The 23,035-nt window shown below is 59.8% G+C and carries 20 protein-coding genes; 13 read left to right on the top strand and 7 right to left on the bottom strand.

Going from position 1 to position 23,035, the window contains the following annotated elements:
* Positions 1 to 186 precede the first annotated feature (186 nt).
* Positions 187 to 1,476, top strand: a complete 1,290-nt coding sequence (gene gltA / locus KGA96_RS20960) for a citrate synthase (RefSeq protein WP_007977501.1) — start codon at positions 187 to 189, stop codon at positions 1,474 to 1,476.
* 927 nt (positions 1,477 to 2,403) lie between these two features.
* On the opposite strand, the gene KGA96_RS20955 is transcribed toward gltA, so the two are convergent.
* From KGA96_RS20955 to KGA96_RS20945, 3 genes are all read right to left on the bottom strand, one after another.
* A complete protein-coding gene (locus KGA96_RS20955) occupies positions 2,404 to 4,062 on the bottom strand; it encodes a cation acetate symporter (protein ID WP_046037654.1) in 1,659 nt (552 codons plus the stop codon).
* A complete protein-coding gene (locus tag KGA96_RS20950) occupies positions 4,059 to 4,370 on the bottom strand; it encodes a DUF485 domain-containing protein (protein WP_008052644.1) in 312 nt (103 codons plus the stop codon). Before KGA96_RS20950 ends, KGA96_RS20955 begins: the two co-directional genes overlap by 4 nt.
* A 228-nt stretch (positions 4,371 to 4,598) precedes the next feature.
* Positions 4,599 to 5,450, bottom strand: coding sequence for a glycine betaine ABC transporter substrate-binding protein (locus KGA96_RS20945; protein ID WP_046037655.1), 852 nt, complete (start codon positions 5,448 to 5,450; stop codon positions 4,599 to 4,601).
* Between the two features lie 287 nt (positions 5,451 to 5,737).
* On the opposite strand from KGA96_RS20945, the gene KGA96_RS20940 reads away from it, so the two are divergent.
* Positions 5,738 to 7,333, top strand: coding sequence for a beta-1,6-glucan synthase (locus KGA96_RS20940; RefSeq protein WP_046037656.1), 1,596 nt, complete (start codon positions 5,738 to 5,740; stop codon positions 7,331 to 7,333).
* 141 nt (positions 7,334 to 7,474) lie between these two features.
* Here KGA96_RS20940 and KGA96_RS20935 read toward each other — a convergent pair whose 3' ends face one another.
* Positions 7,475 to 7,843 (bottom strand): hypothetical protein, encoded by a 369-nt coding sequence (locus KGA96_RS20935; RefSeq protein ID WP_046037657.1) that lies wholly within the window; start codon positions 7,841 to 7,843, stop codon positions 7,475 to 7,477.
* 225 nt (positions 7,844 to 8,068) lie between these two features.
* On the opposite strand from KGA96_RS20935, the gene KGA96_RS20930 reads away from it, so the two are divergent.
* On the top strand, positions 8,069 to 9,367 hold the full coding sequence (locus tag KGA96_RS20930; RefSeq protein ID WP_046037658.1) for a serine/threonine protein kinase: 1,299 nt from the start codon (positions 8,069 to 8,071) through the stop codon (positions 9,365 to 9,367).
* Positions 9,360 to 10,148, top strand: coding sequence for a VacJ family lipoprotein (locus tag KGA96_RS20925; protein ID WP_046037659.1), 789 nt, complete (start codon positions 9,360 to 9,362; stop codon positions 10,146 to 10,148). Before KGA96_RS20930 ends, KGA96_RS20925 begins: the two co-directional genes overlap by 8 nt.
* 127 nt (positions 10,149 to 10,275) lie before the next feature.
* Here the strand turns inward: KGA96_RS20925 and KGA96_RS20920 are convergent, their stop codons facing one another.
* Positions 10,276 to 11,190 (bottom strand): DUF808 domain-containing protein, encoded by a 915-nt coding sequence (locus KGA96_RS20920; protein ID WP_223514840.1) that lies wholly within the window; start codon positions 11,188 to 11,190, stop codon positions 10,276 to 10,278.
* 134 nt (positions 11,191 to 11,324) lie between these two features.
* On the opposite strand from KGA96_RS20920, the gene KGA96_RS20915 reads away from it, so the two are divergent.
* Positions 11,325 to 11,930, top strand: a complete 606-nt coding sequence (locus KGA96_RS20915) for a TetR/AcrR family transcriptional regulator (protein WP_046037661.1) — start codon at positions 11,325 to 11,327, stop codon at positions 11,928 to 11,930.
* Between the two features lie 103 nt (positions 11,931 to 12,033).
* On the opposite strand, the gene KGA96_RS20910 is transcribed toward KGA96_RS20915, so the two are convergent.
* Both KGA96_RS20910 and KGA96_RS20905 read right to left on the bottom strand, forming a co-directional pair.
* Positions 12,034 to 12,492 carry an REP-associated tyrosine transposase gene (locus KGA96_RS20910; protein ID WP_046037764.1) on the bottom strand — a complete coding sequence of 153 codons (459 nt, stop codon included), beginning with the start codon at positions 12,490 to 12,492 and terminating at the stop codon, positions 12,034 to 12,036.
* A 209-nt stretch (positions 12,493 to 12,701) separates the two neighbouring features.
* On the bottom strand, positions 12,702 to 13,142 hold the full coding sequence (locus KGA96_RS20905; RefSeq protein WP_046037662.1) for a GlcG/HbpS family heme-binding protein: 441 nt from the start codon (positions 13,140 to 13,142) through the stop codon (positions 12,702 to 12,704).
* Positions 13,143 to 13,410: 268 nt separating this feature from the next.
* Between KGA96_RS20905 and gcl the strand changes: the two genes are divergently transcribed.
* The 8 genes from gcl (at position 13,411) to KGA96_RS20865 (ending at position 22,990) form a co-directional block, all read left to right on the top strand.
* Positions 13,411 to 15,186 carry a glyoxylate carboligase gene (gcl, locus tag KGA96_RS20900; RefSeq protein ID WP_046037663.1) on the top strand — a complete coding sequence of 592 codons (1,776 nt, stop codon included), beginning with the start codon at positions 13,411 to 13,413 and terminating at the stop codon, positions 15,184 to 15,186.
* A gap of 138 nt (positions 15,187 to 15,324) precedes the next feature.
* Positions 15,325 to 16,107 carry a hydroxypyruvate isomerase gene (gene hyi / locus KGA96_RS20895; protein WP_046037664.1) on the top strand — a complete coding sequence of 261 codons (783 nt, stop codon included), beginning with the start codon at positions 15,325 to 15,327 and terminating at the stop codon, positions 16,105 to 16,107.
* Positions 16,108 to 16,215: 108 nt separating this feature from the next.
* The gene (locus tag KGA96_RS20890; RefSeq protein ID WP_046037665.1) at positions 16,216 to 17,109 is read left to right on the top strand and encodes a 2-hydroxy-3-oxopropionate reductase; all 894 of its coding nucleotides are present in this window, start codon (positions 16,216 to 16,218) and stop codon (positions 17,107 to 17,109) included.
* Between the two features lie 159 nt (positions 17,110 to 17,268).
* Entirely contained in the window at positions 17,269 to 18,549 is a 1,281-nt protein-coding gene (locus KGA96_RS20885) for a glycerate kinase (RefSeq protein ID WP_223514836.1), read from the top strand.
* The gene (pyk, locus tag KGA96_RS20880) at positions 18,539 to 19,954 is read left to right on the top strand and encodes a pyruvate kinase (protein ID WP_046037667.1); all 1,416 of its coding nucleotides are present in this window, start codon (positions 18,539 to 18,541) and stop codon (positions 19,952 to 19,954) included. Before KGA96_RS20885 ends, pyk begins: the two co-directional genes overlap by 11 nt.
* 185 nt (positions 19,955 to 20,139) lie before the next feature.
* A complete protein-coding gene (locus KGA96_RS20875) occupies positions 20,140 to 21,054 on the top strand; it encodes an urea transporter (RefSeq protein ID WP_223467179.1) in 915 nt (304 codons plus the stop codon).
* 21 nt (positions 21,055 to 21,075) lie between these two features.
* On the top strand, positions 21,076 to 21,900 hold the full coding sequence (locus KGA96_RS20870; protein WP_223467181.1) for an ion transporter: 825 nt from the start codon (positions 21,076 to 21,078) through the stop codon (positions 21,898 to 21,900).
* A gap of 91 nt (positions 21,901 to 21,991) precedes the next feature.
* Positions 21,992 to 22,990 carry a sulfate ABC transporter substrate-binding protein gene (locus KGA96_RS20865; RefSeq protein WP_223514834.1) on the top strand — a complete coding sequence of 333 codons (999 nt, stop codon included), beginning with the start codon at positions 21,992 to 21,994 and terminating at the stop codon, positions 22,988 to 22,990.
* Positions 22,991 to 23,035: the final 45 nt, after the last annotated feature.

Raw genomic sequence — 23,035 nt, 5'->3', positions numbered from 1 at the left:
CCAAACAGCTGATTGCGCAACTGACATAAAAGGCGTAAATGGCAGCCAATTTCGAGAAAAAAGTCCGGTTAAAGCCTTTTGGAGCAAGACTTTAGGCAAATTGACATTCGAATTTATCTCACTATAGTGGTGCGGGCCCTGCGTGGGGGGTCTGTCTGATGATTTCAAGCATAAATAGGAGGCCACATGGCTGACAAAAAAGCGCAGTTGATCATCGAGGGCGCAGCCCCCGTCGAGCTGCCCATTTTAACCGGCACCGTTGGTCCCGATGTTATAGATGTTCGGGGCCTGACGGCCACGGGCCGTTTCACCTTTGACCCAGGCTTCATGTCGACCGCCTCGTGCGAGTCGAAGATCACCTATATCGACGGCGACAACGGCATCCTGCTGCACCGCGGCTACCCGATCGAACAGCTGGCTGAAAAGTCGGACTACCTGGAAACCTGCTATCTGCTGCTCAACGGCGAACTGCCGACCGCAGAACAGAAGGCCCAGTTCGTCAGCACCGTGAAGAACCACACCATGGTTCACGAGCAGCTGAAGACCTTCTTCAACGGCTTCCGTCGCGACGCCCACCCGATGGCCGTCATGTGCGGCGTAGTCGGCGCCCTCTCGGCGTTCTACCACGACTCCCTGGACATCAATAACCCGCAGCATCGCGAAATCTCCGCGATCCGCCTGGTTGCCAAGATGCCGACCCTGGCCGCGATGGTTTACAAGTACTCCATGGGCCAACCCATGATGTACCCGCGCAACGACCTGTCGTACGCGGAAAACTTCCTGCACATGATGTTCAACACCCCGTGCGAGATCAAACCGATCAGCCCGGTGCTCGCCAAGGCCATGGACCGGATCTTCATCCTCCACGCCGACCACGAGCAGAACGCTTCGACCTCCACCGTACGCCTGGCCGGCTCTTCGGGTGCCAACCCGTTCGCCTGTATCGCCGCCGGTATCGCTGCACTGTGGGGCCCTGCCCACGGCGGTGCCAACGAAGCCGTACTGACCATGCTCGATGAAATCGGCGATGTTTCGAACATCGACAAGTTCATCGCCAAGGCCAAGGACAAGAACGATCCGTTCAAACTGATGGGCTTCGGTCACCGCGTTTACAAAAACCGCGACCCGCGCGCCACAGTAATGAAGCAGACCTGCGACGAAGTGTTGAAGGAACTGGGCATCCAGAACGATCCGCAACTCGAACTGGCCATGCGCCTGGAAGAGATCGCCCTGACCGACCCGTACTTCATCGAGCGCTCGCTGTACCCGAACGTCGACTTCTACTCGGGGATCATCCTCAAGGCGATCGGCATTCCAACCAGCATGTTCACCGTGATCTTCGCCCTGGCGCGGACCGTCGGCTGGATCTCCCACTGGAAGGAAATGCTCTCCAGCCCGTACAAGATCGGCCGTCCGCGCCAGTTGTACACCGGCTACGAGTCGCGTGACATCACCAAGCTGGAAGACCGCAAGTAAGAGCTGTCTCGCTGTAGGGTGTTGAGTTGTACCGGGAACGGCCTCTGCTTTTTATATAAAGAGCAGGAGGCCGTTTTTGTTTGTGCGCTTTGTCGCGTTTTTTTGATCGAGCGCATATCCGTTTCTTCGGTAACGGCCACTTAGAGCTCCGCTCTTACAGCGGGTCACTTTGAAAAAGCACAAAGTAACCAAACGCTCTTGCCCCTGACATTCGGTGCCTCGCCTAGGCTCGGCATGCCCTCGCTCCGGTCCTGCCTCACGAGGGGGCGTACACCGCAACAGCGTCCGAGGCGGCCTACCGGCCGGCCTGTTTGCTGGGGTCGTTCGGCCGTGAGCTACCTGGTCGGCTGGCAGGCCGCCTTCGTGAGCAAGCCCGCCCCCACAGAAGAGCAAAGGCAGAGCAGCCCCCACCGCGCCGCTTCTCACCACTCATCAGGCCGAGCGTTAGCTCGCCTGCAGCTCTTGATCTTGATCCACCCGCCCCCCTCGGGAGGCTGAGTGGAGGTGTTCATCCGGGGATTGGCGCGCAGCGCCGTTCGACGCAGTCGAACTCATTGCATGTAGGTCGAAGCGAAGCCGACCGGAGGGCAATGCCCCCGGATGAATACCGCAGCGAAGGTACGCCGAGCCTTAGCGAGGGGCCGTACGTTCGGGGCGAGCGTTTTTTTGGTTACTTTTTTTAGGCGCTTGTAAAAAAAGTGACTCGCCGTAAGGGCGAAACCATAGGTGGCCGTTACCGCAGGAATGGATATGTACACCATCAAAAAACACTCCGCCCGACCCAAAGTCTTCGCGAGCACGCCAGTCCCTACAGTAAATCGGCACATCCACGAAATTCAGGTCGATTACCGCCCAATAAAAAAATGCCCCGATCTCTCGACCAGGGCATTTCCAATCAACACAACTTAAACAGTCAAACCCAAACGCTTAGTGCGAAACAGCACCACTTGCACCCAGGCCAGTCTGCGAACGAACAAACTGCGGAAAGAACAGCGCCCGCTCATTGTCAGCCGCAGTGGACTTGTCGGTAACCGAGAAGAACCAGATCCCGACAAAGGCAATCATCATCGAGAACAGCGCCGGGTACTCATACGGGAAGATGGCCTTCTCGTGATGCAGGATCTGCACCCAGATGGTCGGACCCAGCACCATCAGGCCCACGGCACTGATCAGCCCCATCCACCCACCGATCATCGCACCGCGGGTGGTCAGCTTTTTCCAGTACATGGAAAGCAGCAGCACCGGGAAGTTACAGCTCGCCGCGATGGAGAACGCCAGGCCCACCATGAACGCAATGTTCTGGCTCTCGAACAGGATACCCAGACCAATGGCCAGTACCGCCAAGGCGATGGTGGTGATTTTCGAGACGCGAATCTCGTCCTTCTCGTTGGCCTTGCCCTTCTTGATCACGCTGGCATACAGGTCGTGGGACACCGCCGAAGCACCGGCCAGGGTCAGACCGGCAACCACTGCCAGAATGGTCGCGAACGCCACCGCCGAGATGAAGCCCAGGAAGATACTGCCACCCACCGCGTTGGCCAGGTGCACCGCCGCCATGTTGTTACCGCCCAGCAAGGCGCCAGCAGCGTCTTTGAAGGCCGGGTTGGTGCTGACCAGCAGGATCGCGCCGAAGCCGATGATGAAGGTCAGGATGTAGAAGTAGCCAATGAAGCCGGTTGCGTAAAGCACGCTCTTGCGAGCTTCTTTTGCGTCACTCACGGTGAAGAAGCGCATCAGGATGTGCGGCAGGCCAGCGGTGCCGAACATCAGCGCCAGACCTAGAGAGAACGCCGAGATCGGATCTTTCACCAGGCCGCCCGGGCTCATGATCGCTTCAGCTTTCGGATGAACCTTGATCGCCTCGGAGAACAGCATGTTGAAGTCGAAGTTGACGTGCTTCATCACCATCAGCGCCATGAAGGAAGCACCGGACAGCAACAGCACGGCCTTGATGATCTGCACCCAGGTGGTCGCCAGCATGCCGCCGAACAACACGTACAGGCACATCAAAATACCGACCATGATCACCGCAACGTGGTAATCGAGACCGAACAGCAGCTGGATCAGCTTGCCGGCACCGACCATTTGCGCGATCAGGTAGAACGCCACCACCACCAGCGAACCGCAAGCGGACAGCGAGCGGATCTGGGTTTGCCCAAGGCGATAGGACGCCACGTCGGCAAAGGTGTATTTGCCCAGGTTACGCAGGCGCTCGGCGATCAGGAACAGAATGATCGGCCAGCCCACCAGGAAGCCGATCGAGTAGATCAGGCCGTCGTAGCCGGAGGTGAATACCAGCGCGGAAATACCCAGGAAGGATGCAGCCGACATGTAGTCACCGGCAATCGCCAGACCGTTCTGCAAACCGGTGATCTTGCCGCCAGCGGCGTAGTAGTCGGCTGCAGAATTATTACGCTTGGAAGCCCAGTAGGTGATGCACAGGGTGGCACCGACGAAGGCGACAAACATCAAGATCGCCGACACATTAAGCGGTTGCTTCTGCACGGCACCGGTCAGGGCGTCAGCCGCCCAGGCGCCAGGCGCGAAAGCTGCGATGCTCAAAAGAGCCATTAGACGGCGGATCATTGCTGAGCCTCCTTGAGAATCGCGTTGTTCAGGTCGTCGAACTCGCCGTTGGCGCGTCGTACGTAGATACCGGTCAGGATGAAGGCCGAGACAATCAGCCCGACACCGATCGGTATGCCCCAGGTAATCGAGGACTCAGGGCTGATTTTCGCCCCCAGCACCTGCGGTCCATAGGCAATCAGAAGGATGAATCCGGAGTAAAGCCCTAGCATGATCGCCGAAAGAATCCAGGCGAATCGTTCCCTCTTGCTAACCAGCTCCTTGAAGCGCGGGCTGTTTTGAATCGAGAGGTAAATGCTGTCGTTCATTGTTTTTATCCTCGCAGCACAGATTTAGTTGGAACGGTATCCACTCTATGCGGCTGCGGGGCAGGTTCCAGACGACCTTAGTCTTAGAACCACATGACAGATTCGCCAATTTCCAGCACGTACAAAATAAATGTGGGAGCGGGCTTGCTCGCGAAGGCGTCATGCCAGTCAACTGACAGACAGCATTCGCGAGCAAGCCCGCTCCCACAGGTTAAAGCGAGGCGACTCTTACTTGATCCAGTCAGCCACACGCTCAGGGTGCTTGGCGACCCAATCCTTCGCAGCGGCTTCAGGTTTGGCACCGTCCTGAATCGCCAGCATGACCTGACCGATTTCATCCTTGGAGGCCCACTGGAAGTTCTTCAGGAACTTGGCCACTTCCGGCGCCTTGGCTTCCAGGCCCTTGCTGCCGATGCTGTTCACGGTTTCAGCCGCGCCGTACACGCCCTTCGGATCTTCGAGGAAGCGCAGTTTCCACTTGGCGAACATCCAGTGCGGTACCCAGCCGGTGACGGCGATGGATTCGTTCTTCTTCTCGGCACGGGTCAGCTCGGCAATCATGCCGGCGCCGGAACTGGCCTTGAGTTGGTAGCCGGTCAGGTCGTAGTCCTTGATCGCCTGATCGGTCTTGAGCATCACGCCTGAACCGGCGTCGATGCCGACAATGCGGTTCTTGAAGGTGTCGTCGGTCTTGAGGTCCTCGATGGACTTGGCCTTGACGTACTCCGGCACGATCAGGCCGATTTTCGCGTCCTTGAAGTTCGGGCCGTAGTCGACGACCTGATCCTTGTTCTTCGTCCAGTACTCACCGTGGGTCACCGGCAGCCAGGCCGACAGCATGGCGTCGAGTTTGCCGGTGGCCACGCCCTGCCACATGATCCCGGTAGCGACGGCTTGCAGCTTCACGTCATAACCGAGTTTCTGCCTGATCACTTCAGCCGCCACGTTGGTCGTGGCGACACTGTCCGACCAGCCGTCGACATAACCGATCGTCACGTCCTTGCCGGCGGCGCTCGCCACGGCCGAACTGATCGCCAGCACCAAAGCCGCACCTGCGCCCAAGAGTCGTCGCATCTTCATCGTTACTTCCCCGAAAGTGCTGCGCTCGACGGATGCCGAGTCGCTTAAACGTATTGTTATGGTGCACAGCGCCCCCATCACGCCCACCGCAAACTCGTTCGAACATCAGCGGAGTACTGACACTTGCGATAATCAACCTGACGCTCATGGCGACCTGCTCTACCAGCGACCTCAAGGCATCGAGAAACGACATCAGAAAGCCATTAATCCTTAGCTCAACAACCACCCCTGCCAATCCGCCCGAACTTTGCATGTCAAAATCATGCAGGCCACCAAGCACGCGGCAAATGCAGGTAACATGCGCCGCTTTGTTCCCACACGGCCTGACCATGTCCGCGACCTCCCGCTTCCCTTTTGCTGCTTATCTATTCGCTTGCCTGCTCGGGCTGTTTGCCCTTGGCGGCTTCTGGTACGGCCTCGGCAAACCGGTGATCCTGCCGGACGTGGCCAGCGCGACGCACAAGCTGCAATGCGCCTCTTACACCCCGTTCGACAAGGATCAATCGCCGTTTGACGTGCCATTCAACTTGCGCCCCGAGCGTATGGATGCCGACCTCGCGCTGCTGTCCAAAAGTTTCGAATGCATCCGCACCTATTCCATGTCCGGCCTCGAAGCCCTGCCGGACCTTGCGCGCAAGCATGGCTTGAAGCTGATGATCGGCGCCTGGGTCAACAGCAACCCGGTGGACACCGAAAAAGAAGTCAACCTGTTGATCGCCTCGGCCAACGCCAACCCGGATGTGGTGAGCGCGGTGATCGTCGGCAACGAAACCCTGCTGCGCAAGGAAGTCACTGGCGCGCAGCTGGCGAAGCTGATCAACAAGGTCAAGAGCCAGGTCAAACAGCCTGTCACCTACGCCGACGTCTGGGAGTTCTGGCTCAAGCATCCGGAAATCGCCCCTGCCGTGGACTTCCTGACCATTCACTTGCTGCCGTACTGGGAAGATGATCCGTCGAACATCGACGCCGCCCTGCAACACGTGGCCGACGTACGCCAGGTGTTCGGCAACAAGTTCGCGCCCAAGGATGTGCTGATCGGCGAAACCGGCTGGCCAAGCGAAGGTCGCCAGCGCGAAACGGCCCTGCCGAGCCGGGTCAACGAAGCCAGATTCATTCGCGGCTTTGTCGCCATGGCCGAGCAACAGGGCTGGCATTACAACCTGATCGAAGCCTTCGACCAACCCTGGAAACGCGCCAGTGAAGGTGCGGTCGGTGGTTACTGGGGCTTGTTCGATGCCGATCGCCAGGACAAGGGCGTGCTGGCCGGGCCAGTGACAAACGTACCGTACTGGTCGCAGTGGCTGGCGGTGGGCGGCTTGATCTTCATCGGTACGTTGCTGTTCGGTGGACGGGTTCGCACGACGCGTTCGGCGCTGGTGCTGCCCCTGCTCGGTGCTTTGGCGGCGTGCTCGATTGGCGCCTGGGGCGACTTGGCACGGGTAACCACGCGTTTTACCAGTGAATGGCTATGGGTCGGATTGCTGACCGCTCTGAATCTGCTGGTGCTGGCCCATGCTGCGCTGGCGTTGAGCCCTCGTGGCGGCTGGCGCGTGCGGGCTTTTAACCTGCTTGAGCGCCGTGCTGGCTGGCTGGTTGCAACGGCAGGTTTCGCGGCAGCCGTGATGATGCTGGAACTGGTGCTCGATCCGCGTTATCGCAGTTTCCCGAGTGTCGCGTTCGTCGTGCCGGCGCTGGTGTATCTGTGTCGCCCGGTGAACGTGCCGCGCCGCGAGATTGCGTTGCTGACCTTCATCATCGGTGCTGGTATTGCACCGCAGTTGTTCCGCGAAGGTTTGCAGAACCAGCAGGCCTGGGGCTGGGCGCTGGTGAGTGTGTTGATGGTAGCTGCGTTGTGGCGCTGTTTGCGGGTTCGCAAGGTTTAACTCTTTAGCGACCTGACTGACCTCATCGCGAGCAAGCTCGCTCCCACAATTGATCTTTGTCGCACACAAATTTTGTGTTCACTGAAGATCTACTGTGGGAGCGACGGTGCGGCGATCCGACTTGCTCGCGATGACGGACTATCAGGCGCCCCGAGAAGCCCTGACCAACCGCAACCCCGCAATCACCACCGCAAACACCGCGAGCGTGGTGTTGTACAACGCCAGTGCCGGAAAGCCGAACACCAGCGCCAGCACCGCCAGCCACCACCCTGCCCGCCCCGGCACAATGAAGCCGACGATCGCAGCCGCCAACGCAGCCCATCCCAGGACTGCGAAGTGAATCATCAGCCCCAGGTTCGAACGCACCTGGCATTCCCAGCGATTCGCTTCATCCACGCAAATGCCGACCCACTGCGCATCCTCCATGAAGCCATAACGCGCGCCATAACTGGCGGCCAGCCAGACAGGCAGCAAAACAAGCAGCAGGATCACGGGCAGACGGCGGGACATGAAACACTCCAATTGGCGAAAAACGGCGGCCAGCTTAATCGCCCGAAAGCGTTTCGCAAGCTATAACAACTGATAACTGGTCATTCAATCGCTGCAAAGTGTATCGTCCAACTACTATTACTTCGAAATTAAGCCTGTTTGGTGCCGAGGCTTGGCACTTTGGCGCAGATCCGGTGGTCATAGCCTGCGAAATTCATTCGGCACCTTCTTCTAAGGGATTTAGTCATGCTCCGTTCCTTGCGCTTCGCCGCCTTGTTTGGCGGCCTTATATTGAGTGCGTCCGCACTGGCGGTCGATATTGACGCCGCCAGTTACGGCTACCCCCTGACCAATCCGTTCGAGGCGACCATCGCGACCACGCCGCCGGACTTGCGTCCGGAGTTACCCCTGGACGATGACATCGATCAGACAGTGCGCAGCGTCACCTTGCGTCCGGAACGGGCGTTCGAATTGCCGGACAATTTCTGGGCGGTCAAGAAACTCGACTACCGCATTGCCACGCAGGATCACGCCGCGCCGCTGATATTCCTGATCGCCGGTACCGGCGCGCGTTATGACAGCAGCCTGAATGAATACCTGAAGAAGCTCTATTACAAGGCCGGCTACCACGTGGTGCAGTTGTCATCGCCCACCAGCTATGACTTCATGAGCGCCGCATCACGCTTCGCCACACCGGGTGTTTCCAAGGAGGACGCCGAAGACCTGTACCGGGTGATGCAGGCCGTACGGGCACAGAACCCGAAAATGCCGGTCACCGATTACTACCTGACCGGGTACAGCCTGGGTGCACTGGATGCCGCTTTCGTCGCGCACCTGGACGAAACCCGACGCAGCTTCAACTTCAAGAAAGTCCTGCTGCTCAACCCGCCGGTCAACCTCTACACCTCGATCACCAACCTCGACAAGCTTGTGCAAACGGAAGTCAAGGGCATCAACTCCAGCACCACGTTCTATGAACTGGTACTGAACAAATTGACCCGCTACTTCCAGCAGAAGGGCTACATCGACCTCAACGACGCCCTGCTCTACGACTTCCAGCAGTCCAAGCAGCATCTGACCAACGAACAGATGGCCATGCTGATCGGCACCTCGTTCCGCTTTTCGGCGGCCGACATTGCCTTCACTTCGGACCTGATCAACCGTCGCGGCCTGATCACCCCTCCCAAGTTCCCGATCACCGAGGGCACCAGCCTCACGCCATTCCTCAAGCGTGCACTGCAATGCGACTTCGACTGCTACATCACCGAACAAGTGATCCCGATGTGGCGCGCCCGCACCGACGGCGGCAGCCTGCTGCAAATGATTGACCAGGTGAGCCTGTATGCGCTGAAGGACTACCTGCACGAAAGCCCGAAAATTGCTGTGATGCACAACGCCGATGACGTGATCCTCGGCCCTGGCGACCTGGGCTTCCTGCGCAAGACCTTCGGTGATCGCCTGACCGTTTACCCGTACGGTGGCCACTGCGGCAACATTAACTACCGCGTCAACAGCGACGCCATGCTGGAGTTCTTCCGTGGCTAAATATCTCCTGCTTTTCGCTGCGCTACTCTGTGCAAGTGTCGCCAATGCCGACAACAGCAAAGCCAATGCCCCCGTGGTCGTCGACAGCGATGGTTTCAAGGAACCACTGAGCAAACTCAAATTCAACCCGGGCCTGGACCAGCGCGAGTTCGAGCGTTCGACGCTCAACGCGCTGGCCGTCTACGACCCGCTGGAAGAGTGGAACCGGCGCGTGTATCACTTCAACTACCGCTTCGACCAATGGGTGTTCCTGCCGGTGGTCAATGGCTACCGCTACGTCACCCCGAGCTTCCTGCGTACCGGTGTCAGCAACTTCTTCAACAACCTCGGCGACGTGCCGAACCTGTTGAACAGCCTGCTGCAACTCAAGGGCCACCGCTCGCTGGAAACCACCGGGCGACTGCTGCTCAACACCACCATCGGCATCGCCGGCCTGTGGGACCCCGCCACCGCCATGGGCCTGCCGCGCCAGAGCGAAGACTTCGGCCAGACCCTTGGCTTCTACGGCGTACCGGCCGGCGCTTACTTCATGCTGCCGATCCTCGGTCCGTCGAACCTGCGTGACACCGGCGGCCTGGCGGTGGATTACACAGCCGAGAATGCGATCAACTTCCTCAACGTCGCCGAAGTCAGCTCCAACCATCCGGAAGTGTGGATCCTGCGCGGCATCGACAAGCGCCACCAGACCAACTTCCGCTATGGCCAGATGAACTCGCCATTCGAGTACGAAAAAGTGCGTTACGTGTACACCGAAGCGCGCAAGTTGCAGATCGCCGAGTAAACAAGGCACCCCAAAAACACTGTGGGAACGGGCTTGCTCGCGATGAGGTCGTTACATTCAACATTGATGTTGACTGTTACACCGCCATCGCGAGCAAGCCCGCTCCCACATTTGTTATGTGTTGCCTTCAGCCTTTCAAGGCTTTCCAGATTTTGCTGACAGCCATGACGCCAACCAACACCACCGCCCCCGCCACAATCCCCGCCACGCCATTGAGCAGCACCGGCACGATAAATCCGCCGCCACCCGCCGCAGCACCGACACTTTCGATCCAGTGATGCACCACCGGCACACCGTGCGTGAGGATCCCGCCGCCCACCAGAAACATCGCCGCCGTGCCAATCACCGACAGGCTCTTCATCATGTACGGTGCCGCACGCAGAATCCCGCCGCCGATGCTTTTCGCCATCTGTCCGGGTTTCTGGGTCAACCACAGGCCCAAGTCGTCGAGCTTGACGATACCCGCCACCAATCCGTACACGCCGACGGTCATGACAATGGCAATGCCAGAAAGCACGATGATTTGCTGGGTCAATGGAGCGCCGGCCACGGTGCCGAGGGTGATGGCGATGATTTCCGCCGAAAGAATGAAGTCGGTGCGGATCGCGCCTTTGATCTTGTCCTTCTCGAACGCCACCAGGTCAGTGGCAGGGTCCGCCACCGCCTCGACCAACTGCGCATGCTCGGCGACGTCTTGCGCCTTGCTGTGCAGGAACTTGTGGGCGAGTTTTTCGAAGCCTTCGAAGCACAGATAGGCGCCACCGACCATCAATAGCGGTGTGACCAGCCACGGAATGAACGCACTGATGGCCAGCGCCGACGGCACCAGGATCAGTTTATTGATGAACGAGCCCTTGGCGACCGCCCAGACCACCGGGATTTCCCGCTCGGCACGCACGCCGCTGACTTGCTGGGCATTGAGTGCCAGGTCGTCGCCGAGTACGCCGGCCGTTTTCTTGGCGGCCATTTGGGTCATCAAAGACACGTCGTCCAGCACGGTCGCGATGTCGTCGATCAGCACCAGCAAACTGCTTCCTGCCATGAATCGGGTTTCCTTCTGCAATGAATGCGCAGCAGCATAGCGCGACATAAGAGCCCACGGTGCATTCTTGAGCGCCGCGCGAGGCCGGTGATACCATGCGCAACCGCCAGAACAGGCAAGGAATCACCCGGTTTATGAGCACTATCCGCGAGCGCAACAAACAACTGATCCTGCGTGCCGCCAGTGAGGAATTCGCCGACAAAGGCTTCGCTGCGACCAAAACCAGCGACATCGCAGCCAAGGCGGGATTGCCAAAGCCCAACGTCTACTACTACTTCAAGTCCAAGGAAAACCTCTACCGCGAGGTTCTGGAAAGCATCATCGAGCCCATCCTGCAGGCCTCGACACCGTTCAATCCGGACGGCGAGCCCGGTGAAGTACTCAGCGGCTACATTCGCTCGAAGATCCGCATCTCCCGCGACCTGCCTTTCGCCTCCAAGGTGTTCGCCAGCGAAATCATGCACGGCGCCCCCCACCTGAGCAGCGATCTGGTCGAACAGCTCAATGGCCAGGCCAAACACAACATCGAGTGCATCCAGACCTGGATCGACCGCGGGCAAATCGCCCCCATCGACCCCAACCACCTGATGTTCAGTATCTGGGCCGCGACCCAGACCTACGCCGACTTCGACTGGCAGATCACCGCCATCACCGGCAAGGCCCGGCTGGACGAAGAAGATTATGAAGCGGCGGCGCAGACGATTATCCGGTTGGTGCTCAAGGGGTGTGAGGCGGATTGATGGACAGCGGTGCTACCAATCGCGAGCAGGCTCACTCCTACATTTGGAATGCATTCCCCTGTAGGAGTGAGCCTGCTCGCGATCGAGACGACACGGTTTCAGATCAAACCCAGATCGCATCCCACAACGGATAGTCACCAAGCTTCTCTACCAGCCCAGCCCGCAACGGGTTGGCTACTACATATCGAGCCATCTTCACCAAATCATCTTCCCGCCGCAGTGCCCGATCATGAAATCCTCTCTGCCAGAGACTGGTGGTTCGACCGGTAGACTGCCTCACGGCTTTGGTACTCATCGACTTGGTTTTCTGCATCAGCTCACTCAAAGATCCCCTCTGCAACTCAATTAACCAATGAAAATGATCTGGCATGACCACCCAGGCCAACGAGTTCGCAAAGCCAAGTGTTTGTGCGTTTCGAAACTCATCGACCACCAGCCTGCCCAAGGTGAAATCCTTGAAAACCGGGGTCCTGTGATGTGTATTGGTGGTTAACAGATAAATTCGACTGGTTTCGGCATAGCGCCCGACTCGCAATCGGTGTGCAGCAGGTGAATCCGGCATTCCTTTGCCTCCCATGATCAGGTCATGAGAAGCCTAGTTCTGTGGATTCAAGTGGGCGGGCAAACTATTGGCTGGATGTGACTGGAAGATAGCTATCGCGAGCAGGCTCACTCCTACAGGGGATTCTGGCATTCAGACAATTTTGTGTCCGACCACAAACCCTGTAGGAGCGAGCCTGCTCGCGAAGGCGATTGATCAGACGCTACAGATCAAGCCGCCACCCCAGCATCCGCCACCAACCCCAGCGCCTCGATCGCATTGATCGCGCACTGCTCGTCGACATCCGACAGATCGCCGCTGATCCCCACCGCCCCCAGCACGTTCCCATCCTGATCGCGAACCAGCACACCACCCGGTGCCGGCACGACGCTGCCCTGCCCCAGGCTGTTCAACGCAGCGATAAACGCCGGGCGTTGCTGGGCGTCCAGCGCCAGCAGGCGTGAGCCCTTGCCCAGCGCGATGGCGCCCCAGGCTTTACCGATGGCGACGTGCGGGCGCAGCAGGCTGGCGCCGTCTTCGCGTTGCAGGGCGATCAGATGCCCGCCGGCATCCAGTACCGCAATGGTCAAGGGTGCCGCAGAGATTGCACGCCCTGCGGTGATGGCCTCGTTGACCAGGTTGACTGCGACTTTCAAGGTTAAAGCGCTCATGGTGCCGTCCTCATTTTGTTTTTCGGAAAGTCGGTGGGCTGCGCCGTTGTGCCGCAGCCCGATGCAACAAATAGAACACAATGAATTATTTTTTTGTATACAATAATTCTCGAAAGGCGCCACATGCGACGAAAAGCCACAGTAGAACGGGCTTCCGACGAATGAAACAAGCGCTTGAGAAAATGGATTGACCTGCGCCGTCCGCCGTGAATACACTCTGCGCAAAGCCACTTGTATACAATTACAAAACGTAAAGAGGCACAAAACCATGAGCAAAATGAGAGCAATCGAAGCCGCCGTTCTGGTGATGCGCCGTGAAGGGGTCGATACCGCTTTTGGCATCCCGGGTGCCGCCATCAACCCGCTGTACTCCGCCTTGCAAAAGGTTGGCGGCATCGATCACGTACTCGCTCGCCACGTTGAAGGCGCCTCGCACATGGCCGAGGGCTACACCCGTACCAAGGCCGGCAACATCGGCGTGTGCATCGGTACTTCCGGCCCTGCCGGCACCGACATGGTCACCGGGCTCTACAGCGCCTCGGCCGACTCGATTCCAATCCTCTGCATCACAGGCCAGGCACCCCGCGCCCGTATGCACAAGGAAGACTTCCAGGCTGTCGATATCACCACCATCGTCAAGCCAGTCACCAAGTGGTCGACCACCGTCATGGAACCGGGCCAGGTGCCTTATGCGTTCCAGAAGGCTTTCTATGAAATGCGCTCCGGCCGTCCAGGCCCAGTGCTGATCGACCTGCCGTTCGACGTGCAGATGGCCGAAATCGAATTCGACATCGACGCCTACCAGCCGCTGCCATTGGCCAAGCCGAGCGCTACCCGCGTGCAGGTGGAAAAAGCCTTGGCCATGCTGGATCAGGCCGAGCGTCCATTGCTGGTGGCCGGTGGCGGCATCATCAATGCCGACGCCAGCGATCTGTTGGTGGAGTTCGCCGAGCTGACCGGCATTCCGGTTATCCCGACCCTGATGGGCTGGGGCACCATCCCGGACGATCACCCGCTGATGGTGGGCATGGTTGGTCTGCAGACTTCGCACCGCTACGGCAACGCAACCATGCTCAAGTCCGACGTGGTTCTGGGCGTGGGCAACCGTTGGGCCAACCGTCACACCGGTTCGGTTGACGTGTACACCGAAGGCCGCAAGTTCATTCACGTTGATATCGAACCGACCCAGATCGGCCGCGTGTTCACCCCGGACCTGGGCATCGTTTCCGACGCCGCTGCCGCGCTGACCGTGTTCATCGAAGTCGCTCGCGAATGGCAAGCCGCCGGCAAGCTGAAGAACCGCAGCGCCTGGCTGCAAGACTGCCAGCAGCGTAAAGCCAGCCTGCAGCGCAAGACTCACTTCGACAACGTGCCGGTCAAGCCGCAACGCGTTTACGAAGAAATGAACCAGGTGTTCGGCAAAGACACCTGCTACGTCAGCACCATCGGTCTGTCGCAGATTGCCGGCGCGCAGTTCCTGCACGTCTACAAGCCGCGTCACTGGATCAACTGCGGTCAGGCAGGCCCGTTGGGCTGGACCATTCCGGCAGCGCTGGGTGTGGTCAAGGCCGATCCGAACCGTAAAGTCGTGGCCCTGTCGGGGGACTATGACTTCCAGTTCATGATCGAGGAATTGGCGGTGGGCGCGCAGTTCAAGCTGCCGTACATCCATGTTGTGGTGAACAACTCGTACCTGGGTCTGATCCGTCAGGCTCAGCGCGGTTTCGACATGGACTACTGCGTGCAGCTGTCCTTCGACAACCTGAACGCGCCGGAACTCAACGGCTACGGTGTCGACCACGTCGCAGTGGCCGAAGGCCTGGGCTGCAAGGCACTGCGCGTATTCGAACCGTCTCAGATCCAGCCTGCCCTGCGCAAGGCCCAGGAGCTGATCGAAGAGTTCAAGGTTCCGGTGATCGTCGAGATCATCCTGGAGCGTGTGACCAACATTTCCATGGGCACCGAGATCAACGCCGTCAACGAATTCGAAGACCTGGCGCTGGTCGGCGACGACGCACCGACTGCGATTTCGTTGCTCGATTAACTGCTGACCGCTCCCCCTGTGGGAGCGGGCTTGCCCGCGAAGACGGCTTCACATTCAACAGAGATGTTGACTGACCCACCGCTTTCGCGAGCAAGCTCGCTCCTACAAGGGGCCTTCACACATTTACGGGAGACCACCATGCCGCGTTTCGCAGCCAACCTGTCCATGCTGTTCACCGAACAGGACTTTCTCGCCCGTTTCGAAGCGGCCGCCAAGGCCGGCTTCAGTGGTGTCGAATACCTGTTCCCGTACGACTTCAGCTCCGCCGAAATCAAGGCCCAGCTCGACGCCCACGGTCTGACCCAAGTGCTGTTCAACCTGCCGGCCGGTGACTGGGCCAAGGGCGAGCGCGGTATCGCGTGCCTGCCGGACCGGGTCGAAGAGTTCCGTGCCGGTGTCGACCTGGCCATCGCTTACGCGCAAGTGCTGGGCAACACCCAGGTCAACTGCCTGGCCGGTATTCGTCCGCAGGGCTTTGACGATGCCACCGTGGAGAAAACCTTCGTCGCCAACCTCAAGTACGCGGCCGACAAGCTGCAAGCGGCGGGTATCAAGCTGGTGATGGAAGCGATCAACACCCGTGACATTCCAGGTTTCTACCTGAACAACACGGCGCAAGCCCTGTCGATTCGCGAGCAGGTCGGCAGCGCCAACCTGTTCCTGCAGTACGACATCTACCACATGCAAATCATGGAAGGCGATCTGGCCCGCACCCTGCAATCGCACCTGGGCGAGATCAACCACGTGCAGCTCGCGGACAACCCGGGGCGCAATGAACCAGGTACCGGTGAAATCAACTACCGCTTCTTGTTCGAACACCTGGACCGCATCGGTTATCAGGGCTGGGTCGGTTGCGAATACAAGCCGCTGACCACCACTGAAGCGGGCCTGGGCTGGTTGAAAACCCATAACGCGATCTGAGATTGAACCGGATCTCTGTGCCGAGGGAACAAGCTCCCTCGCCACAGGGTGTGCTCGTCTCAGCTACGTAGACAAAATTTGGCTACACAAAAACAAGAGGATTTTCTCATGGCTAAAATCGGATTTATCGGCACCGGCATCATGGGCCACCCAATGGCGGCGAACCTGCAGAAAGCCGGTCACAGCCTGTTCCTGTCGGCCCACCACGACCCTGCGCCTGCCGACCTGGTTGCCGCCGGCGCCGTTGCCTTGGCGAACCCGAAGGAAGTCGCCCAGGAAGCCGAGTTCATCATCGTCATGGTGCCCGATACCCCGCAGGTCGATGACGTGCTGTTCCGTGCCGACGGCATCGCTGCTGGCGTGGGTAAAGGCAAAGTCGTCATCGACATGAGCTCGATCTCGCCAACCGCCACCAAGGCTTTCGCGGCAAAGATCAACGAAAAAGGCGCGCAATACCTCGATGCCCCGGTATCCGGCGGTGAAGTCGGCGCCAAGGCTGCGAGCCTGAGCATCATGGTCGGCGGCGATGCCGACGCTTTCGAACGCGCCCTGCCGCTGTTCCAGGCCATGGGCAAGAACATCACCCTGGTCGGTGGCAACGGCGACGGCCAAACCGCCAAGGTGGCCAACCAGATCATCGTGGCCCTGAACATCCAGGCCGTGGCTGAAGCCCTGCTGTTCGCTTCGAAAAACGGTGCCGATCCAGCCAAGGTGCGTGAAGCACTGATGGGCGGTTTCGCGTCCTCGAAGATCCTCGAAGTCCACGGCGAGCGCATGATCAAGGGCACCTTCGATCCAGGCTTCCGCATCAGCCTGCACCAGAAGGACCTGAACCTGGCACTGCAAGGCGCCAAGGAGCTGAACATCAACCTGCCGAACACCGCCAACACCCAGCAAGTGTTCAGCACCTGCGCGGCCATCGGTGGCAGCAACTGGGACCACTCGGCGCTGATCAAGGGTCTGGAACACATGGCGAACTTCTCGATTCGCGACAAGAAGTAAGCCCTGCCTGAACCTGCATTAAACCTGTGGGAGCGAGCCTGCTCGCGATGAAATCACCGCGGTGTACCTGATACACCGCGGTGCCTGGATCGCGAGCAGGCTCACTCCTACAGAGATCAGAGTTGCCCTTTCGAATAACAAGAATTCCGGGAGCCCGCCATGTCGGTCGATCCGCAACAATTGCTGCGCGAGCTGTTTGCCACAGCCATCGACGCGGCGCATCCGCAACAAGTCCTCGAAGCCCATTTGCCTGCCGACCGCAGCGGTCGCGTAATCGTCATTGGCGCCGGCAAAGCCGCAGCCGCCATGGCCCAGGTGGTCGAGCGCTGCTGGCAGGGTGAAGTCTCTGGCCTGGTGGTGACCCGTTACGGTCACGGCGCACCTTGCGAAAAAATCGAAGTGGTCGAAGCCGCGCATCCGGTACCGGACGCTGCAGGTCTGGCCGTGGCCAAACGTGTGCTGGAACTGGTCAGCGACCTCAGCGAAAACGACCGCGTGATCTTCCTGCTCTCCGGTGGTGGCTCTGCCCTGCTGGCACTGCCGGCCGAAGGCATCACCCTGGCCGACAAGCAGTCGATCAACAAAGCCCTGCTCAAATCCGGCGCGACCATCGGCGAGATGAACTGCGTACGCAAGCACCTCTCGGCGATCAAGGGCGGCCGCCTGGGCAAAGCCTGCTGGCCTGCCACGGTCTACACCTATGCGATTTCCGATGTGCCGGGCGACCTCGCCACGGTCATCGCCTCCGGCCCTACCGTGGCCGATCCGAGCACCTCGGCCGAAGCCCTGGCGATCCTCAAACGCTACGCCATCGAGGTTCCGGCTTCGGTGCGCACCTGGCTGCAAAGCCCCGAGTCGGAAACCGTCAAACCCGGCGACCCGAGCCTGGCCCGCAGTCATTTCCAGTTGATCGCCCGCCCGCAGCAATCCCTTGAAGCGGCGGCGGTGAAATGCCGTCAAGCCGGGTTCAGTCCGCTGATTCTCGGCGACCTGGAAGGCGAATCCCGCGAGGTGGCGAAAGTCCACGCCGGCATCGCCCGACAAATCGTCCTGCACGGTCAGCCGCTGGCGGCGCCCTGCGTGATTCTCTCTGGCGGTGAAACCACCGTGACCGTACGCGGCAATGGCCGTGGCGGACGCAATGCCGAGTTCCTGCTGAGCCTGACCGACAGCCTCAAGGGCCTGCCCGGCGTCTACGCGCTGGCCGGTGACACCGACGGCATCGACGGCTCCGAAGACAACGCCGGCGCGATCATGACCCCGGATAGCTACGCCCGCGCCGTAGCAAAGGGCCTGAGCGCCAGCGACGAGTTGGACAACAACAACGGTTACGGCTACTTCGAGGCGCTGGACGCCCTGATCGTCACCGAGCCGACCCGTACCAACGTCAACGACTTCCGCGCCATTCTGATCCTTGAGAGCACTAAACATGACGCCTGACAAAAAGGTCAAAATCCTCGCCACGCTCGGCCCGGCCACCGATGGCATCGACGCCATCCGTGAGCTGGTGCTGGCCGGGGTCAACATCTTCCGCCTGAACTTCAGCCATGGCGATCACGCCGACCACGCCCAGCGTTTCCAGTGGATTCGTGAAGTCGAGCGCCAGCTCAATTATCCATTGGGTATCCTGATGGACCTGCAAGGCCCGAAACTGCGGGTCGGCAAGTTCGCCGAAGGCAAGGTACAACTGGTGCGCGGTCAGGCCTTGCGCCTGGACCTCGATGCCACGCCCGGCGATGAGCGCCGGGTCAACCTGCCCCACCCGGAAATCATCGCCGCGCTGGAGCCAGGCATGGACCTGCTGCTGGACGACGGCAAACTGCGTCTTCGGGTCGTGACCAAGTACGCCGACGCCATCGACACCACCGTGCTCAATGGCGGCGAACTGTCGGACCGCAAAGGCGTGAACGTGCCGCAAGCGGTGCTCGACCTGAGCCCGCTGACCGCCAAGGATCGCCGCGACTTGACCTTCGGTCTGGAGTTGGGTGTGGACTGGGTGGCGCTGTCGTTCGTGCAACGTCCCGATGACATCCGCGAAGCCCGTACCCTGATCGGCGACAAGGCGTTCCTGATGGCCAAGATCGAGAAGCCATCGGCCGTCGAACAACTGCGCGAGATCGCCGAATTGAGCGACGCGATCATGGTCGCCCGTGGTGACCTGGGCGTGGAAGTGCCGGCCGAAAGCGTGCCGCAGATCCAGAAGAACATCATCAGCACCTGCCGCCAGCTCGGCAAACCGGTGGTGGTGGCGACCCAGATGCTGGAGTCGATGCGCTTCTCACCGGCGCCAACCCGCGCCGAAGTCACCGATGTGGCCAACGCGGTGGCCGAAGGTGCGGACGCGGTGATGCTGTCGGCGGAAACCGCGTCCGGCGAATACCCGCTCGAAGCCGTGCAGATGATGAGCAAGATCATCCGCCAGGTGGAGAACGGTCCGGACTATCAGACTCAACTCGACGTCAGCCGACCGAAAGCCGAGGCGACTGTTTCCGACGCGATCAGCTGCGCCATTCGCCGCATCAGCAACGTGCTGCCGGTGGCGGTGCTGGTCAATTACAGCGAGTCTGGCGCGTCGAGCCTGCGTGCGGCGCGGGAGCGCCCGACAGTGCCGATCCTCAACCTGACACCGAACCTGCAGACCGCCCGTCGCCTGAGCGTGGCGTGGGGTGTGCACTCGGTGGTCAATGACCGCCTGCGTCAGGTCGATGAAGTCTGCTCCACGGCACTGGAGATCGCACAGGCCCAGGGCATGGCACAGCGTGGCGACACACTGTTGATCACAGCAGGTGTGCCCTTTGGCCAGCCGGGATCGACTAACTCTTTGCGTATCGAGACGTTGATTTAAGAACCGCATTTGTGGCGAGGGGGCTTGCCCCCGTTCGACTGCGTAGCAGTCGTTTTCCGGCATGACGGGTTCCCAAGAGAAACCGCATTCACCGGATCCGGGGCCGCTTCGCGCCCCAACGGGGGCAAGCCCCCTCGCCACAGATTTGTGCAACACCTTTGATTTTTCACTGCCCAGATTTCATCATGCCTGCCCACCACTTCAACACCCACTGCCCCGACTGGGCCGAAGCATTGCTCAACGGCTTCAGCCAGATCTTTCTCCAGCGCAATCCGCTGTGCGGCCTGCTGTGCGTCCTGGCCATTTTGTTCACTGCGCCCGCCTTGCTCGGCGGCGCCTTGCTCGGTGGTGTCGCCGGGCTGCTCACCGCGCAACGTCGCAACTATGCCAAGGCGGATCGTCAGGCCGGGTTGTTCAGCTACAACGGCGTCCTGCTCGGACTGTTATTGAGCCTGTATTTCCCCTGGTCGGCGATGATGCCGCCACTGATTCTGGCCGCCGGTGGCCTGAGCGCGATGGTCACCCAGCAGTGGCTCAAGCGCCTCCGGTTCAGCCAATACCTGCCAGCCTACACCGCGCCCTTCGTCGGGTTGGGCTGGTTGCTGCTGTGCTTCGCCACGCCCTCGACTGAGCCGCACTTGATCGAAGTCAGCACCCTGAACATGCTCGCCGCGCCACTCAAAGGCATTGGTCAGGTGATGTTCCTTGGTCATCCACTGGCCGGTGCGATGATTGCCACCGGTTTGCTGATCGCTGATCGCCGCGCATTCTGCTGGGCATTGCTGGCGTCTGTCGCGGGCATGGGCTGGAGCCTGCTGAACCACGATTTCTATACCGCACTGCTCGGCCTCGGTGGCTATAACGCCGTGCTGGCCGCCCTCGCCTTCAGCTCCCTGCGTCGTCAACCGTGGCTGCCGCTGCTTGGCATCGGCCTGGCGCTGTTGCTGACGCCGGTGTTTGCCGCCATCGGTCTGCCCACGCTGACCGCGCCGTTCATTCTTGCCGGCTGGCTGATTCGCAGCGTTGTTCAAATGCTCGGCAAAGCCACGGTCGAAAGCGCGCCTTGCGCTCCCGGGGAGAATCAACCTAGGCTGCGCTGATTTGCGGCCAAGGCGATGTGCATGAACAGCAACGACACGTGGCGTAATCGCCTGTACGTGATTATTTTCCAGACCGACACCGTTGCCGGTCGACGCTTCGACTCCACACTGCTGCTGATCATCCTCGCCAGCCTGGTGGTGGTGATCCTGGACAGCATCGATGACGTCCACCAGAACTACGCCAGCCTGCTGGCGTATATCGAGTGGGGCTTCACGGTGATCTTCCTCGGCGAGTACATCCTGCGCCTGTACTGCTCGCCCAAGCCCCTGCGCTATGCCTTCAGTTTCTATGGTCTGGTGGACCTGCTGGCCATCGTGCCCGGCATCCTCGCGCTGTACTACAGCGATGCCCAGTACCTGCTGATCATCCGGGTGATCCGGATGCTGCGGATCTTCCGCGTGCTCAAGCTCGGTCCGTACCTCAAGCAAGCCCATTACCTGCTCGATGCCCTGCGCGGCAGCAAGCAGAAGATCCTCGTGTTCCTGCTCAGCGTCTGCACCCTGGTGACGGTGTTCGGCACCCTGATGTATGTGGTCGAAGGCCCGCAACATGGCTTCACCAGCATTCCCAAGGGCATTTACTGGGCTATCGTGACCCTGACCACCGTCGGTTACGGCGACATCGTGCCCAAGACCGCATTGGGCCAGGTCATCTCGTCGATGGTGATGATCACCGGTTACTCGATCATCGCCGTGCCCACCGGGATCTTCACCGCCGAACTGGCCACGGCCATGCGTGGCGGCCAGTTGCATCGCGACTGCCCGGTGTGTACCAAGGACAGCCATGAAACCGAGGCGTCGTTCTGCTCCCGTTGTGGCAATGCACTGTTCAAAAAACTGGAATAAGCAAAGAGCTTTTTAATCTTTAAGGGACTAAACGAGCCCAGTTATAGTCGCTGGCAAATTGCCCCACTTTTAATAGAACAAGGAATTCGCAGTGAAAAAACTCTTTGGCGCCTCACTTCTCGCCGCAGGCCTGGCCCTGGGCAACATCGCCCAGGCTGCACCAACCCTGCTCAACGTTTCCTACGACGTGATGCGAGATTTCTACAAGGACTACAACACTGCGTTCCAGAAACACTGGCAAGCCGAGCACAACGAAAACATCGTCCTGCAAATGTCCTTCGGCGGCTCCAGCAAACAGGCGCGTTCGGTCATCGACGGCCTGCCAGCCGATGTCATCACCATGAACATGGCCACCGACATCAACGCCCTGGCAGACAACGGCAAACTGGTGCAGGACAACTGGGTCACGCGCCTGCCGAACAACAGCGCGCCGTTCACCTCGGCCACCGTGTTCATCGTGCGCAAGGGCAACCCGAAAGCCCTGAAAGACTGGCCTGACCTGCTCAAGGATGGCGTACAGGTCATCGTCCCGAACCCGAAAACCTCCGGTAACGGTCGCTACACCTATCTTTCTGCCTGGGGCTACGTGCTGAAAAACGGCGGCGACGAAAACAAGGCCAAAGACTTCGTCGGCAAACTGTTCAAGCAAGCGCCAGTACTCGACACCGGCGGCCGTGCCGCCACCACCACCTTCATGACCAACCAGATCGGCGACGTGCTGGTGACCTTCGAAAACGAAGCGGAAATGATCGCCCGCGAGTTCGGCCGTGATCAGTTCGAAGTCATCTACCCAAGCGTTTCCGCCGAAGCCGAGCCACCGGTGTCGGTGGTCGACAAGACCGTCGACAAGAAAGGCACCCGTGCGGCGGCCGAGGAATACCTGAAGTACCTGTGGTCGCCGGAAGGTCAGGAGATTGCCGCGGCGAACTACCTGCGCCCGCGCGACCCGGCCGTGCTGGCCAAGTACACCGACCGCTTCCCGAAAGTGGACTTCCTGTCGGTCGAGAAGACCTTCGGCGACTGGCGCACCGTGCAGAAGACCCACTTCAATGATGGCGGGGTTTTCGACCAGATCTACAGCGGTCAGTAATCGCTGAGCGGCAATGAAAAAGGCGACCTGTGCAGGTCGCCTTTT

The sequence above is a fragment of the Pseudomonas sp. GL-R-26 genome (assembly GCF_019947365.1).
Classification (GTDB): domain Bacteria; phylum Pseudomonadota; class Gammaproteobacteria; order Pseudomonadales; family Pseudomonadaceae; genus Aquipseudomonas.
This window is presented reverse-complemented; position numbering and strand designations above follow the sequence as displayed.